Genomic DNA, 14,401 nt, shown 5'->3' with positions numbered 1-14,401 from the left:
TTGATTGCATTCCTTCAGTCAGAATCCGTTCTATTTGTGGGAGCGAGCCTGCTCGCGAAAGGCTTGATGCGGTGCAACGGGATTCACACCATCTCGTTACGAATCCAGTCCACCACCGACGTACGCTTTGGCGCCCAGCCCAGCTGTTCGCGGGCGTGTTTGCCGCGTACGCGGCTGTTGGAGCCGAGGCCGTAGTTGGCCATTTCGTAGCCCCATTCGGCTTCGGCGTCTTGCAGTGGCCAGTCTTGTGGCTGGCCCAGATTCAGCGCTTCAGCCATGGCAGTGGTCATGTCGATGAACGAGGCTTCACCGCTTTCGACGAAGTAGAAAGTGCCAGGCACATTCCGGGTCAGCGCCAGCAGGTACAGGGCGACGACGTCTTCGATGTGCACATTGGACCAAATGTTCTGGCCAGTACCAACATGCCGCACCACACCGCTTTTACGTGCTTGTTTGAGCAAACGCGGCAACTGCACGCTGTCGCGATTGACGCCCAGGCTGTGGCCGTAGATCAGGGTGTTGCAGATCACTGCCGAATTCACGCCGTCCTGTGCGGCGGCGAGGATCAGCTTGTCGATCGCCACGCGCGCCGCCTTGTCGACGGTGGGCTCCGGCAGATTGTCTTCGTAGTAGATGACGTCGCTGGACTTGCCGCCCGAGGCATCGCCGACGATGCTCGAACCGCTGGTGTGCAGGAACACTTTGTGCGAACCGCGCAGGGCGTCGAGCAACGCTTCGACCGCGCCGCGATGGTCGCTGCTGGCGGCGTTGATCACCGCATCGGCGGCGCGGGCCTGTTCAGCCAGCAATGTGCTGTCTTCGAGGGTGCCGATCACCGGGGTGATGCCCAGTGCCTTGAGCTCATCCGCCTGTTCGGCGCTGCGCACCAGGCCGGTGACATTATGCCCGGCCTGGACCAGACCGGTGGCGATGGAACCGCCGATAAAACCGGCGGCGCCGGTGATGAATACGTTCATGGAGAAACTCCCTGCGTGAATAAGTGATGCAACGAGTATCGACCGGTCACCCCGATGGAAAAACCCGCCCTCGACCAAATCACTGTTGCGCAGGGGTCACGAATCAGCCTTTGAAATCAGCACTGGCGTACGCCGCAAGTTTGCTCTGGATGAAGTCGAGGAAGCACTGGATGCGCAGCGCCAGTTGCGAGTTCCGGTAGTACACCGCGTTGATCGGCTGGCGATAACCGCTGTTGAACTCCGCCAGCAACACCTTGAGGCGCCCGGCGCGAATGTCGTCGATGGTCATGAAGTGCGACAGGCAGGCAATGCCCTGCCCCTCCAGCGCGAGATGGCGCACGGTCTCACCGCTGGAGGCGCTGATGGCCGGAGTGATCGGCCAACGGTCACCGTGCACGTAACGCAGCGGCCACTGATTGAGGCCTTCGTTGTGGGTGAAACCGAGCAGGGCGTGATCACTCAAGTCCGCCACCTGCTGCGGCGCGCCGTGCTGCTCCAGATACGCCGGACTGGCGACGATCAGCAGCGGACTGCAACCGAGCGAGCGCGCATGCAACGTGGAGTCGGCCAGGGTGCCGATGCGGATGGCGACATCGGTGCTTTGTTCCAGCAGGTCAATGATCAGGTCATTGCTGTTGAGTTCGAGCTGGATGTCCGGGTACAACCTGCGGAACTCGTCGATGTAGGGCACGATGGCGTGCAGCATGAACGGCGACGCAGCGTTGATCCGCAGACGCCCGGACGGGGTTTGCTGGCGTGAGGACAGACGCTCTTCGAGCGCATCCATCTGATCGAGAATCAGCTTGGCCTGCTCGAAGAAATACTTGCCCTCCTCGGTCAGGTCCATGCGCCGCGTGGTGCGGTTGATCAGCGTGGTGTCGAGCTTGGCTTCGAGCCGCGACAACGTGCGGCTGACCGCCGACGGCGTCTGCCCGACCTGTTCGGCGGCGGCGGAAATCGAACCGCACTCGATCACGCAGACGAAAATCTGCAACTCATCGGATCTGGCTTTCACGGGTTTCCCTTATTGATCGACTGCACAAATCCATTGTGGAGAGAGAACACCCCTGTGGCGAGGGGATTTATCCCCGATGGACTGCGCAGCAGGCCCCCGCTTTTTGAGATCAAGATCGGGGGGCCGCTGCGCGACCCATCGGGGATAAATCCCCTCACCACAGTTAAAACCCTCACCGAATGAATCACCTCACGCCTTGAGAGCAAACACCTCTTTCAGATGCTGCTCATACCGCGCCACATCATTCTCGATGTTCGGCCGCTTCATCACATCGACACAGAGAAACGTCGGCAATCCGGTCATGCCCAAGAACTCGTTGGCCTTGTGGAACGGGAAATACACCGCGTCGACACCTTTGGCTTCGAAGAAATCGCTCGGGTCGTCGAAAGCTTGCTGCGGTGCATTCCAGGTCAGCGACAGCATGTATTGCTTGCCTTGAATCAGGCCGCCGCTGCCGTACTTCTGCGACGCATCGGAACGGGTCCGGCCATCGCTGGCATAAAGGCTGCCATGACCTTCGGTGAAGACTTCGTCGAGGTACTTTTTTCACGGTCCACGGCGCGCCCATCCACCAGCCCGGCATCTGATAAATGATCACGTCGGCCCAGAGGAATTTGGCCACTTCTTCAGCGACGTCGTAACCCTCATCGATGAACGTGGTTTTGACATCCAGGCCACCACGATCCAGCACGCTCAGTGCAGTTTCGTGCAGGGTCGCGTTGTAACGACCGTCGGAATGGGCGAATTTCTTGCCGCCATTGAGCAACAACACTTTTTTCATCAGAACGCCTCGCGCAGCCATTGGGCTGGGGAAAGATGGGAAAACGAATGGCGGCAGGTTAACCATCCATCTCGCGCGGAATAAGCCGCGTCGGCGCAAAATACATTTGATCAAAAAGCACGAATGGAACGCAGATTGTTGCAATAGCATTGGCTGCCATCTGCATTTGAGGAGTTGTTCTGATGAGTGAACGCCACGGTTTCATCCTGCACGCCAAGACCCGCCCGGAGAAAGCCGAGGCCTTCGAAGCGCTGTTTCGCGCCTATGTCGAACCGAGCCGCGCCGAGCCGGGCTGCATCGAGTACCACATGCTGCGCGACCAGGAAGACCCGACGCTGTTCATCTTCTATGAGATCTGGGAAAGCCAGGCGCACCTCGACGTGCACTCGAACCTGCCGCACATGCGCGAGTTTTTCGACAACCGCATGACGTACTTGGAGCGCGATTTCGATATCCGGCGGATCGACATGCTCAGCGCGTCGTCGGCTAGCCGCTGATCAGCAAATGGGCGCCGAGTGCGCCCAGTCCGATGAAGAACACCCGCTTGAACAGCACGGCACTGATGCGCTGCCGCAGCCATTGGCCGAACCCCATGCCCAGCATCGCTGGAATCAGCACCAGCAGCGACGCACTTAATTCGCCACTGCCTAGTGCATCGCGCCAGAACAGGCCGCCAGCCAGCGCCAGGGTCGAAACGGTGAACGACAGGCCCAGCGCCTGCACCAGTTCATCACGCTGCAAACCCAGCGCCTGCAGGTACGGCACCGCCGGTATCACGAACACGCCGGTGGCCGAAGTGATGACTCCGGTGATCAGCCCGCACAGCGGGCCGAGCCACGGCTCATGCCGGGGATTGACCTGCAGGGTCGGCAGCAGCAACCCGCTCAACGCATACAGCAACAACGCCGCGCCCAAGCCGCGCACCACCCAATGCCCGCCCGCCATGCCGATCGACAACGTGCCGACGGCGGTCCCGAGGAAGATCATCAGCAGCAGCGGCCACAGGCGTTTGATCAGCCCTTTCAGATGCCCGCCAAAGGCCAGTTGCCAAACGTTGGTCAGCGTCGCCGGAATGATCAGCAACGCGGCTGCCTGTGATGGGGCCATAGCCAGACCCAGCAGCCCCATCGCGACAGTGGGCAAGCCGAGACCGATTACCCCTTTGACCAGACCGGCCATGATGAAGGTGGCGATGACCAGCAGCGATAAGGCCAGGCCGAGGTTTTGATAGAAGTCTGCGAGTGCGTTCATGGCGCTACTGTGCGCCTTGGCGGGTGCGCTGAAAATCTGCCATATACTGAGGCTGCCTCTGCCAATACAAGAGGCTGAAGACCTGATTGAGACTTCTGGCCTCATCGCTGGCAAGCCAGTTCCCACAAGTTTCAGTGTGGATCACAGATTTTGTGCACTACACAAATCCTGTGGGAGCTGGCTTGCCAGCGATAGGACCATCCCCAGACACCAGAAAAACCAGAGGCTGCCTGATGCACTTCGACCTCACCGACCTGCGCCTCTACCTGCACATCCTCGACAGCGGCAACATCACCGCTGGCGCCGCCCGCAGTCATCTGTCGCTGGCCGCCGCCAGTGCGCGCATCCGGGCCATGGAGGCTTCGCTCGGCACTGAGTTCCTGCAGCGCGAGCGCCGTGGCGTGAGCCCGACACCGGCCGGCAAGGCGCTGGCGCAACATGCGCGTGTCCTCCTGCAACAGTCCGAACGCATGCAGCAGGATCTGGCCGATTACGCCCAAGGCGTCAAAGGCCAGGTACGGTTGCTGTGCAACACCACCGCGATCACTGAATACCTGCCGGAAGTACTGGCGGACTTTTTGTGCGAGCATCCCAACCTCGACATCGACCTGCAGGAATTGCCCAGCGCGCGCATCACTCATGCCTTGCGCCAAGGCGCGGCGGACCTCGGGATTGTGTCCGACGCCGTCGATACCACCGACCTGCAGACCCTGCCATTTCGTGCCGATCCGCTGGTGCTGATTCTCCCCCTCGACCACCCATTGTCTGACGCTGCCGAAGTCCGTTTCAGCGACGCCCTGCAGCATGACTTTGTCGGACTGCGCGCCGACAGCGCGCTGGCGGTTTATCTGGAAGAACAAGCGCTGCACAGCGGCTCGCGGATGCAGATCCGTATCCGCGCCGACGGATTCGACGGGGTAATACGCATGGTCGCCCGAGGTGTCGGGCTGGCAATTGTGCCGCTGGCCGCTGTCGAGCGAAGCGCATTGCGTTCATTCAAATGGGTGGCGCTCAATGAGGCGTGGGCACGCCGCACGCTCATGCTGTGCGCCCGAGATTTCGCTACGTTGCCGAATTACGCTCGCGCGTTGTTACACGCGCTCACTGATCCGCGCGTTTCTGAGCAGTTCGATGTCGAGCACAGACAACTGAACGGCGAGCAGGCGCTGTAGGGTTCGCCTTCAAATCCTTCTGCCCGGAGTTCCCATGACCGCGACCGCCCCCATCACCGTTCTGCGCGACACCCACCCGCTGCCGGTACTCGATGCCTGCAAATGGGAAAAACTCGAGGGTGACCCGCACACCGTCAACCTCAACGCCTACACCAGCGAAGACGGCAGCAAGATCATGGGCACCTGGATCTGCACCCCGGGCAAGTGGCGGGTCGACTACGTGAAGTGGGAGTACTGCCACTTCCAGGAAGGCTATTGCATCATCACCCCGGACGGCATGGCGCCGATTCACCTGCGTGCCGGCGACATCTTCGTGGTTGAACCGGGGATGAAAGGCACCTGGGAAGTGGTCGAGACCGTACGCAAATATTTTGTCTTTGCCTGATGCAAAAAAGCCGGGAAACCACCCGACGTGATTTCCCGGCAACACCTACTGCATTCTGGCTGACGCCATGGTTGTGGCGTCTGTGAGATTTGTGGCGAGGGGATTTATCCCCGATAGGCGCAAAGCGCCCCCCGCATTGTGTCAGTTGAAACGCAGGCTCAGTGGTTGCGACTGCTACACAGTCGATCGGGGATAAATCCCCTCACCACAAAGTCTGCGTTGCCACAAAAAGTATTGATGTCCAAGTTACTGCGGCTTGCGATAGCTGTTGATGATCGCCGAGAAGTCCTTGCCGCCTTCCCCGCGCTGGCTCATCGCCTGATACAACTGCTGCGCCACCGCGCCGAGCACCACCGGTTGATGCGCTTGGCGCGCCGCTTCGGTGGCCAGCCCCAGATCCTTGAGCATCAGCTCGGCACCGAAGCCGCCGGTGTAACCACGCGAGGCCGGCGCCGTTTCGACGATGCCCGGCCACGGGTTGTACATTTCCGAACTCCAGCAACGCCCGGTGGAGCTGTTGATGATCCCGGCCAGCACCGAGGTGTCGATCCCCAGTGCATCGCCCAGTGCCATCGCTTCGCTGACACCGACCATCGAAATCGCCAGCAGCAAGTTGTTGCAGATCTTGGCGATTTGCCCGGTGCCGACTTCACCGCAATGCACGATGTTGCGGCCCATCTGCGCCAGCACCGGCTGCAGGGTGGCAAACAGTTCCGGAGTGGCGCCGACCATGAAGGTCAGCGTGCCTGCGGTCGCGCCGCCAGTGCCGCCAGAGACCGGTGCATCGGCCATGGCCACGCCCTGTTTGGCGGCAGCGGGCGGCCACATCGCGGGCGGTCTGTGGATCGATGGTGCTGCAATCCACCGCTGGCACCCCTTTGCCGATACCGGCCAGCACTCCGTCCTCACCGAGCCAGACGCTACGCACATGCACCGCCGCCGGCAGCATGGTGATCACCAGCTCGGCGTCTTGCGCCGCTTCACGGGCCGAGGCGCGGATGGTGCCGCCCAGTTGCTCCAGTTCCGCCAGCACAGTCTTGTTCAGGTCCACCAGGTTCAGCGAATGGCCGGCCTTGATCAGATTGCGCGCCATCGGCGCGCCCATGTTGCCCAGACCGATAAATGCGATTTTCATGGCCAGTCCTCAGCGCAGGTTGATGGTGGTGTTCACGCCGTCGTTGACGCTGTCGTCATCGAACCAGCGCGCCGTGACCGTTTTGGTCTGGGTGTAGAACTGCACCACTTGCTTGCCGTACGGGCCGAGGTCGCCCAATTTCGAACCGCGCGAGCCGGTGAAGCTGAAGAACGGCACCGGCACCGGAATCGGGATGTTGATGCCGACCTGGCCGATGTCGATTTCACTCTGGAATTTACGCGCCGCCGCACCGCTCTGGGTGAACAGGCCCGTGCCGTTGCCGAATGGGTTGGCGTTGACCAGCGCAATGGCCTGATCAAGGGTGTCGACTTCCAGCACCACCAGCACCGGGCCGAAGATTTCCTGGGTGTAGATCTGCATGTCGGTGGTCACGCCCGAGAACAGGGTCGGACCGACGAAGTTGCCTTGCTCGTAGCCCGGCACCTTGATGTCGCGACCATCAAGTTCCAGCTTGGCGCCTTCCTTGATGCCGCTTTCGATCAGATCGAGAATCCGCGCCTTGGCTTTCTTCGAGATCACCGGGCCGACATCGGTGCCCGGCTCGCTGCCGGCGTTGACCTTGAGTTTCTGCGCCAGTGCTTTCAGGTCCGGCAGCCATTGCTTCGCTGCACCAACCAGCACCACCACAGAGGTGGCCATGCAACGTTGCCCTGCCGCACCGAAACCGGCGCCGACCAGCGCATTCAGCGCCTGCTCGCGATTGGCGTCCGGCAGCACCACGGCGTGGTTCTTCGCGCCCATCATCGATTGCACGCGTTTGCCGTGCTTGCCGGCCAGGTCGTAGACGTGAGTACCGACTGAGGTCGAACCAACGAACGATACGGCTTTGATGTCCTTGTGGGTGCACAGGCCATCAACCACGTCTTTACCGCCGTGTACCACGTTGAGCACACCCGCCGGAACGCCGGCTTCAATCGCCAGTTCCACCAGCAACATGGTCGACAGCGGGTCCTGCTCCGAAGGTTTCAAGACGAAGGTGTTGCCGCAGGCGATGGCCATCGGGAACATCCACAGCGGAATCATCGCCGGGAAGTTGAACGGGGTGATGCCGGCGCACACGCCGATCGGCTGGCGCAGGGTGTAGGTATCGACGCCGCCCGCCACGTTTTCGGCGAACTCGCCCATTTGCAGGGTGCCGATGGAACAGGCGTGCTCGACCACTTCCAGGCCACGGAAAATATCGCCCTCGGCGTCGGCAATGGTCTTGCCCTGCTCGGCGCTCAGCACTACGGCAATGCGCTTGGAGTGCTCGCGGATCAGCGCCTGCAGCTTGAGCATGATGCGCATCCGCGCGCCGATCGGGGTCAGTTTCCAGGTCTGGAAGGCGCGGTGTGCGGCACGGATGGCGGCATCGACTTCAGCAGCGGTGGCGAACGGTACTTTGGCCAGCACTTGCTGGGTCGCCGGGTTGACGATGTCGTGCCACTCGGTGGTCTGCGATTCGACCCACTCGCCGTCGATCAGCAGCTTGACCTTCTGGACCGTGGTTTCGTTGGGCGTAAGCGATGCGTTCATGCTGGTCTCCGAAACTTGTTTTTATCGTAGGAGCCAAGGCGAAAGGGTTCGCCTTGAGATGAGGCGTGTGTCACGAATTGGTTGTCGGACTGTTTTTGGAGTATAGATGTGCAAACTTCTAATAAGAACGCACATATAAGCCCGTCCATCATGCAAAAAAACATCACCTCCCTGGGGTCGCTGAACTGGGACGACCTGAAGTTTTTCCTCGAAGTCGCCCGCACCCGCAAAGCCAGCACCGCAGCCAAACGCCTGGCCGTCGACTACACCACAGTGTCGCGGCGCATCAGTTCGCTGGAAGCGGCATTGGGTACGCTGCTGTTCGAAAAATCGCGCACCAGCGGGTTTGTGCTGACCACCGAAGGCCAGCGTCTGCTGGGTTATGCCGAGTCGATTGAAAGCACATTGCACATGGCCTGCGAGCAGGTCTCCGGCTCCGGTGTGGCACTGTCGGGCCATGTGCGCATGGGCTGCACCGAAGGTTTCGGCAGCTTTTTCATCACCCCGCAACTGAGCCATTTCGTCGACGCCTACCCGGCGATCTCGGTGGACATCCTGCCGCTGCCGCACTTCATCAGCCTGTCCAAACGCGAAGCCGATATCGTTATCGCGCTGGAGCGCCCGGAGCATGGCCCGTACGTGTGCTGCAAACTCTGCGACTACCGCTTGCAGCTGTACGCGACCCAGGACTACCTCGACCAGCACCCACCGATTCGCCGCCCGGCCGATTTGGGCAAGCATCAATTCATCAGTTATGTGGATGACCTGGCGTTCAGCTCGGAGTTGCTGTACCTGGCGAACGTGCTGCCTGGCGCCAGCGCGAACCTGCGCAGCACCAGCGTGATCGCGCAGTTCGTCGCAGCGCAGCAAGGGCGTTCACTGGCAATTCTGCCGTGCTTCCTCGCGGCGCAGGATCCGCGCCTGCTGCCTGTGCTGCCCGAAGAAATCGACATCACCCGGCAGTTCTGGATGTACTGCCGGGAGGACCTGAGGAAGTTAAAGCGGATCACACTGTTGTGGGATTACATCCGTGAGGTGACCGAGCGCAATCAGGGTCTGCTGATGGGGCAGACCCGCGAGATGCAGTTCGCCGATTAATCGGCGCTGACCACAATCGACACCCGACGATTCTCGGTACGTCCGGCGGCAGTACTGTTGGACGCCACCGGCTCGCTGCTGCCCAGTCCGCGCAACTGGATGTTCTCTTCCTTCATGCCGACGGTGGTCAGCACTTTAGCCACACTCTTGGCCCGGCGCAGCGACAGTTGCTGGTTATAGGTCTCTTTGCCCGAGGCGTCGGTATGACCGTCGACCCGTACGCGTTCAATACCGACCCCCAGCAGCGCCTTGCCGATGCGTTCGACGATTTCGGTGCTTTGGGCGTTCAGGCTTTCGATATCGCTGCCAAACAGCACTTTGCCTGACAGGCCAAACTCCCAGCCTTCGTCGGTTGCCTCGAAGCCTTGTTGTTTGAGGACGGCAATCTGCGCCGGGGTCAGGCCTTTTTGTGGTGCGGTCTGGCAGCCGGTCAGCGCCAGTACGGCGATCATCAGCAAGGCGGAAAACAATCGAGCGGGAAGTATGAACACGGGAATCAGCTCCTGGTTTGCAGATTGACAACCGGGCTCTCCGACCCGGCAGTGAATTGAGCACCACGCGACAGGCGTTTGGCCTGGTACATCGCCGCGTCGGCGGCGTTGAGCAAGGCACCTGGCGTGGCACCATGATCAGGGAAAACCGCAATGCCGATACTGAGCGACGTCACCACACTGGTATCGCCCGGCAGCGCGATGGGCATGTCCATGCTGTCGAGAATCTTGTCGGCAATGCGCTCGGCGTCTTCGACCTTGTGCAGCGGCGCAAGCAGCACGGCAAACTCATCGCCGCCAAGCCGCGCCACCAGATCCTCTTCACGCAGCTGCGCGCGGATCCGATTGGCGACCGCCACCAGCACGGCATCGCCGGCAGCATGACCGAAGTTGTCGTTGATACCTTTGAAACGGTCACTGTCGAGAAACAGCACCGCTACCCGCTCGTTGAGTTTGCCGGCATTACGCAGGGCACGAATCAATCGGCCCTCGAAAAACGCCCGGTTCGGCAAGCCGGTGAGGCTGTCGTGGCTGGCCTGGTGGGCGAGGGTTTCGTTCTCGCTCTGCAGGTGGGTTTGCCAGGATTCGAGTTCGTCGAGCAACGCATTGAAGTCGTTGCCCAGATTATCCAGTTCGGCAATCTGCGCCGGCGGTACCCGCCGATCCAGCGCGCGCTCGCTGCGCGCGGCGTGGGCCACCGCGGCGAGGCTACGCAGTGGTCCGGTAATACCGCGTAATTGTCGACGCGCGAGATAGAGCGCGACCCAGGCACTGATGGCGGTACACAGGATGATCCCTGCCAGACCGCTCAGCAAAAAGCGCATGAGACTGCCGCCATGACCGACCAGCAGAATGTGACCGATTTCGCGCTCCTGATGCACAATCGGCAGCCTGACCGGCTTTTCCAGAACGGTACGCGTGATCTGCATTTCCAGTTCGGTAAACAGGCCGTTCTCGGGCCGCTGCCAACGCGCCAGCACCTGACCTTGCGCATCGAACACCTGCACGTCCGCCACCTCTTCGGTGGACGCAATCAAGGCCAGCGCTTCAGTCGCCGCGGCCTTGTCGTTGAACACTACCGCCGCTTCCACGGTGTAGCTGATCGAGCGCGCAATGAGCTGCAAGTTGTGATCGGCGTACACCCGCAGCGCGAGAACGCCCAGCAGGGTCAGCGATACGCTGGCCATCGTCACGGCTACCAGCGCCACAATCAAATGGCCACGGCCAATGACCGATCCCAGCGTCGGGCGGCTTCCAGAACGGAACAGTTTCATGGCGCCGCCGGTTTGCGACGCGACAATTGCAGTACGCTCGGGTGGATGCGTACACCGCTGCGCGCGACAGAGTCGAGGTTGACCTCGAAGGACACCTGTTCATCGCCGACGCGCAGGCAGAACAGGCTGCCGACCGTACACTGATCGCCTCCTTCGCTGATGCTCAACACCGGGTGACCGATCAATGAAGCAAACAGCCGACTGCGCTCATCCGCCGTGAGTTTGCCGATGTACACCGCATCGCATTCGCTGACGATCGCCGGGTTGTCGGCCAGCAGTCGGCGTACGACGACCGGCCGACCAGTGGCCTGCGTGGTGCCTTTAACCAGATCGTCGGTGTATTCGGTAGGGCCGACGATGCACAGGCGCAATTGCGCAGGTTCAACCGGCCAGCGTGCATAGCTGAGAATGCCGAGCACGACCTGCGTCACCGCTTGGGCGCGTTGCTCGGCCATGCCCGCTGGCGTTTGTGGCTGCGCGATGGCAGCGCCCGCCAGCAAACAGAGCAGACCGACAAGCAATGCGTGCTTGCAGCGAACCACGCGCTCTGTCGCCCAGACAGCCACCTTCATGCAGGGATTCTCTTGGATCGTACCGAAATGATGCCGCAACGATAGCACAGCGAAGTAACACCAGCGAGACAGCGTCGTCTGACCAGTCGGTCAGTAATCGGTACCAGACTTCAGGTTATTTCATTCCCGAGCCTCTGCGCCTTCCTCCAGTTCCAGCATCAATCCGCTCAGGCGCTTGACCTTGCGCTGCACGGCCTCTTCGAACACTCCAGGCCGGGGTTCGATCAAGGTGAACCAATGCTTGGCCCGTGTAATCCCGGTGTAGATCAATTCTTTGGTCAGCACCGGATTCAAGGCGTCAGGCAGGATCAACGCGGTGTGGGCGAACTCCGAGCCTTGAGATTTGTGCACGGTCATGGCGTACACCGTTTCAACGTCGTTGAGCCGACTCGGCAGCACGAACCGTACCCCGCCCTGCCCGTCGTTTCGCGGGAAGGCCACGCGCAGTACCGGTCTGCCAGCTTCGGGGCCCTCGCGCTCGGGCAACTTGAGGGCGATGCCGATATCGCCGTTCATCAGTCCCAGACCGTAATCATTGCGGGTCATCAGCACCGGCCGACCTTCGTACCATTGTTGGTCATGCTCGATCAGGCGTGCCTTGAGCAGGGTTTCGGTGATCCGCAGATTCAACCCTTCAACGCCCCAAGGTCCCTTGCGCACGGCACATAACAACTGGAAGGTGTCAAACGCCTGCAGCACCGCCCGCGCCCAGTTGGTCCAGTCTGGATGTTCCAGCGGTCTGCCTGCTGGCGGGCGTTGTTCGCGCAGGATGTTCAGATAGTGGCGATAACCCTGTGGACCGTCGCCATGACCGTCGAGCAACAGGCGCTCCAGCTTGTGATCGTGTTCTCCCTTGAGCGGCAGTGAAAACACATCGTCGTAGTGACCGGCCGCCAGCAACTGGCGCGCCTCATCCGGCAACTGCTGATTGACCCGCCGCGCCAGTTGACCAATGCCGCTACCTTCACCGAAACGCCGGGAATGACGCAGCATCACCAGTTGTTGGGCCAGCGGATGAGAGCCATCGAGGTCTACGTGCAGGTCACTGCCGTGCAATGACTCTCCGCTGACCGACTCCAGCCACTGCCGGGTGTGCGGGTTATACCAGCCTGCCTCGGCATCACGGCAAAGATCGCCAAGTACCGCTCCGGCTTCCACCGAAGCGAGTTGATCCTTGTCGCCGAGCAACACCAGACGCGCATGCGTCGGCAATGCATCGAGCAGGTTCGCCATCATTTCCAGGTCGATCATGGAAGCTTCATCGACCACCAGCACATCCAGCGGCAAGCGGTTGCCAGCATGGTGACGGAAGTGTCGGGTGCCGGGACGGCTGCCCAGCAAACGATGGACTGTCGTGACGTCGCAAGGGATCTTCTCGCGCACGTCTTCGGTGACCGACAGCGATTGCACTTGCTGGCTGATGGATTCGGTCAACCGCGCAGCGGCCTTGCCGGTGGGCGCCGCCAGACGAATACGCAACGGTTGACCGGCCTCGACCGCCGGCGCCTGGAGCAGCGCGAGCAAACGCACCACGGTCGTGGTTTTACCGGTCCCCGGGCCGCCGGTGATGATGCTGAACGCACCGCGAGTGGCAAGGGCACAGGCGAGTTTCTGCCAGTCGATCACGGCCCCCGGTGTTGCAGGGCCGAACAACTCATCGAGGCGCTGAGGCAAGTCATCCGGCGGCGTTTCAGGCTGAGCCAGACGTGTCCGTAACGCTGCATCGATACGCCGCTCGTAAGCCCAGTAGCGCCGCAGATACAGGCGCTTGCCGGACAGCACCAACGGCCGCTGCTGCGCCGGGTCGCGGGTGTCCGCTGCCAGTGCAACCAGCGCACTGCTCGCCAGCGCCTTGCACCAATGGGCGCCATCCAGCGTTTCAAGCAACTGCGACGGCAGCAGCCATACATCACTCTGTACATCGCCTTCGGGAGGCAGGGAGAGGGCGAAATCCGGGGCCTTGAGGGTTTCGAACACATCAAGGCAAACATGCCCGTGACCCAGTTGATGGCTGGTCAGTGCGGCTGCGAGCAACACCAGAGGATCGGACTCAGGCGCAAGTTCGTGCAGGAAACCGACAAAGGCTTTGTCCAGCGAGCGAAGCCAGCCTCGTTCGACCCAGCGCTCAAGCAAGATCAGCAGATCCGAAGCTCTGGTCAGTGGCGTCAGGCTCGACGGGTTGTCGATAGCCGATGACAGATCGGCGAAGGTACGCTTCATAACAGGACTCCCTGTTCCCATGCGGGTTCGGCCTTGGCTTCCGGCTTACCCTGGAACAGGCGATCCAGGCGTTCGATCAAGTCCCGTGGCGGCCGCGCAAAGTACACGCCACTACTGTCTGCCCGGGTTCCCCGCAGGAATACATACAACGCACCACCGACATGCCGGTCGTAATCGTAGTCGGGCAGACGCGCCTTCAATTGCCGATGCAAGGCCAGCAGATACAGCACGTACTGCAGGTCGTAACGGTTGTCCAGGATCGAACGCTCCATGGCTTGCTCGGTATAGGCCGTATCGTCGACACCCAACCAGTTGGATTTGTAGTCGGCGACGTAGTAACGGCCCGCGTGCTCGAAGGTCAGGTCGATAAAGCCCTTGAACATGCCGTTGAGCTGTACTGGCTCGGCGGCTACTCGCGCCACACCGTTGTGGGTGTACTGGCGTACCCAATCATCGAGTTTGAGGACATCAACCTTGTGACTGGCAAACCAGAA

Annotated in this window: 13 protein-coding genes and 2 pseudogenes; 4 read left to right on the top strand and 11 right to left on the bottom strand. The window is 61.1% G+C overall.

Annotation, left to right across the window (positions count from 1 at the left end):
* Positions 1 to 83 precede the first annotated feature (83 nt).
* The 3 genes and pseudogenes from HT737_RS19470 to HT737_RS19460 form a co-directional block, all read right to left on the bottom strand.
* The gene (locus HT737_RS19470; protein ID WP_182403734.1) at positions 84 to 977 is read right to left on the bottom strand and encodes an NAD-dependent epimerase/dehydratase family protein; all 894 of its coding nucleotides are present in this window, start codon (positions 975 to 977) and stop codon (positions 84 to 86) included.
* A gap of 103 nt (positions 978 to 1,080) precedes the next feature.
* On the bottom strand, positions 1,081 to 1,992 hold the full coding sequence (locus HT737_RS19465) for a LysR family transcriptional regulator (RefSeq protein WP_041066663.1): 912 nt from the start codon (positions 1,990 to 1,992) through the stop codon (positions 1,081 to 1,083).
* Between the two features lie 189 nt (positions 1,993 to 2,181).
* Positions 2,182 to 2,773 (bottom strand): annotated as a pseudogene (locus HT737_RS19460) (NAD(P)H-dependent oxidoreductase).
* Between the two features lie 182 nt (positions 2,774 to 2,955).
* Between HT737_RS19460 and HT737_RS19455 the strand changes: the two are divergent.
* Entirely contained in the window at positions 2,956 to 3,270 is a 315-nt protein-coding gene (locus HT737_RS19455) for a putative quinol monooxygenase (RefSeq protein WP_047291115.1), read from the top strand.
* Here the strand turns inward: HT737_RS19455 and HT737_RS19450 are convergent.
* Positions 3,260 to 4,024: a sulfite exporter TauE/SafE family protein gene (locus HT737_RS19450; RefSeq protein ID WP_182403732.1), complete on the bottom strand. Its 765-nt coding sequence runs from the start codon at positions 4,022 to 4,024 to the stop codon at positions 3,260 to 3,262. The genes HT737_RS19455 and HT737_RS19450 overlap by 11 nt on opposite strands.
* Before the next feature lie 233 nt (positions 4,025 to 4,257).
* Between HT737_RS19450 and HT737_RS19445 the strand changes: the two genes are divergently transcribed.
* Positions 4,258 to 5,196, top strand: coding sequence for a LysR family transcriptional regulator (locus HT737_RS19445; RefSeq protein ID WP_182403730.1), 939 nt, complete (start codon positions 4,258 to 4,260; stop codon positions 5,194 to 5,196).
* Between the two features lie 34 nt (positions 5,197 to 5,230).
* Positions 5,231 to 5,581 (top strand): cupin domain-containing protein, encoded by a 351-nt coding sequence (locus HT737_RS19440; RefSeq protein ID WP_003221437.1) that lies wholly within the window; start codon positions 5,231 to 5,233, stop codon positions 5,579 to 5,581.
* Between the two features lie 246 nt (positions 5,582 to 5,827).
* Here the strand turns inward: HT737_RS19440 and mmsB are convergent.
* Together mmsB and HT737_RS19430 are read right to left on the bottom strand one after the other, a co-directional pair.
* A pseudogene (mmsB, locus tag HT737_RS19435) lies at positions 5,828 to 6,716 on the bottom strand (3-hydroxyisobutyrate dehydrogenase).
* 9 nt (positions 6,717 to 6,725) lie between these two features.
* A complete protein-coding gene (locus HT737_RS19430) occupies positions 6,726 to 8,252 on the bottom strand; it encodes a CoA-acylating methylmalonate-semialdehyde dehydrogenase (protein WP_182403728.1) in 1,527 nt (508 codons plus the stop codon).
* 150 nt (positions 8,253 to 8,402) lie between these two features.
* On the opposite strand from HT737_RS19430, the gene HT737_RS19425 reads away from it, so the two are divergent.
* Positions 8,403 to 9,350: a LysR family transcriptional regulator gene (locus tag HT737_RS19425; protein ID WP_041066648.1), complete on the top strand. Its 948-nt coding sequence runs from the start codon at positions 8,403 to 8,405 to the stop codon at positions 9,348 to 9,350.
* Here HT737_RS19425 and HT737_RS19420 read toward each other — a convergent pair.
* From HT737_RS19420 to HT737_RS19400, 5 genes are all read right to left on the bottom strand, one after another.
* The gene (locus tag HT737_RS19420; protein ID WP_182403736.1) at positions 9,347 to 9,802 is read right to left on the bottom strand and encodes an OmpA family protein; all 456 of its coding nucleotides are present in this window, start codon (positions 9,800 to 9,802) and stop codon (positions 9,347 to 9,349) included. The two genes, HT737_RS19425 and HT737_RS19420, sit on opposite strands and share 4 nt — an antisense overlap.
* 44 nt (positions 9,803 to 9,846) lie before the next feature.
* Positions 9,847 to 11,115, bottom strand: a complete 1,269-nt coding sequence (locus HT737_RS19415; RefSeq protein WP_047291108.1) for a diguanylate cyclase domain-containing protein — start codon at positions 11,113 to 11,115, stop codon at positions 9,847 to 9,849.
* Entirely contained in the window at positions 11,112 to 11,687 is a 576-nt protein-coding gene (locus tag HT737_RS19410) for a YfiR family protein (RefSeq protein WP_047291107.1), read from the bottom strand. The genes HT737_RS19415 and HT737_RS19410 overlap by 4 nt, the downstream gene beginning before the upstream one ends.
* Before the next feature lie 120 nt (positions 11,688 to 11,807).
* Complete coding sequence (recD, locus tag HT737_RS19405) at positions 11,808 to 13,907, bottom strand: exodeoxyribonuclease V subunit alpha (RefSeq protein ID WP_182403726.1); 2,100 nt, start codon at positions 13,905 to 13,907, stop codon at positions 11,808 to 11,810.
* A partial coding sequence (locus HT737_RS19400; protein WP_182403724.1) for a PD-(D/E)XK nuclease family protein occupies positions 13,904 to 14,401 on the bottom strand: 498 nt, incomplete at its 5' end. The genes HT737_RS19400 and recD, both read right to left, overlap by 4 nt.

It is taken from the genome of Pseudomonas sp. MD195_PC81_125 (genome assembly GCF_014060985.1).
In the GTDB taxonomy this organism is placed as follows: Bacteria; Pseudomonadota; Gammaproteobacteria; order Pseudomonadales; family Pseudomonadaceae; genus Aquipseudomonas; species Aquipseudomonas parakoreensis.
The sequence above is the reverse complement of the archived record's forward strand: the minus strand, read 5'-3'. Positions and strand labels throughout refer to the sequence as shown.

What these genes read in the sequence shown, in the direction of transcription:
- HT737_RS19470 (WP_182403734.1), bottom strand. Translation starts at nt 977, where the DNA reads ATGAACGTATTCATCACCGGCGCCGCCGGTTTTATCGGCGGTTCCATC.
- HT737_RS19455 (WP_047291115.1), top strand. Translation starts at nt 2,956, where the DNA reads ATGAGTGAACGCCACGGTTTCATCCTGCACGCCAAGACCCGCCCGGAG.
- HT737_RS19450 (WP_182403732.1), bottom strand. Translation starts at nt 4,024, where the DNA reads ATGAACGCACTCGCAGACTTCTATCAAAACCTCGGCCTGGCCTTATCG.
- HT737_RS19445 (WP_182403730.1), top strand. Translation starts at nt 4,258, where the DNA reads ATGCACTTCGACCTCACCGACCTGCGCCTCTACCTGCACATCCTCGAC.
- HT737_RS19440 (WP_003221437.1), top strand. Translation starts at nt 5,231, where the DNA reads ATGACCGCGACCGCCCCCATCACCGTTCTGCGCGACACCCACCCGCTG.
- HT737_RS19430 (WP_182403728.1), bottom strand. Translation starts at nt 8,252, where the DNA reads ATGAACGCATCGCTTACGCCCAACGAAACCACGGTCCAGAAGGTCAAG.
- HT737_RS19425 (WP_041066648.1), top strand. Translation starts at nt 8,403, where the DNA reads ATGCAAAAAAACATCACCTCCCTGGGGTCGCTGAACTGGGACGACCTG.
- HT737_RS19420 (WP_182403736.1), bottom strand. Translation starts at nt 9,802, where the DNA reads ATGATCGCCGTACTGGCGCTGACCGGCTGCCAGACCGCACCACAAAAA.
- HT737_RS19415 (WP_047291108.1), bottom strand. Translation starts at nt 11,115, where the DNA reads ATGAAACTGTTCCGTTCTGGAAGCCGCCCGACGCTGGGATCGGTCATT.
- HT737_RS19410 (WP_047291107.1), bottom strand. Translation starts at nt 11,687, where the DNA reads ATGAAGGTGGCTGTCTGGGCGACAGAGCGCGTGGTTCGCTGCAAGCAC.
- recD (WP_182403726.1), bottom strand. Translation starts at nt 13,907, where the DNA reads ATGAAGCGTACCTTCGCCGATCTGTCATCGGCTATCGACAACCCGTCG.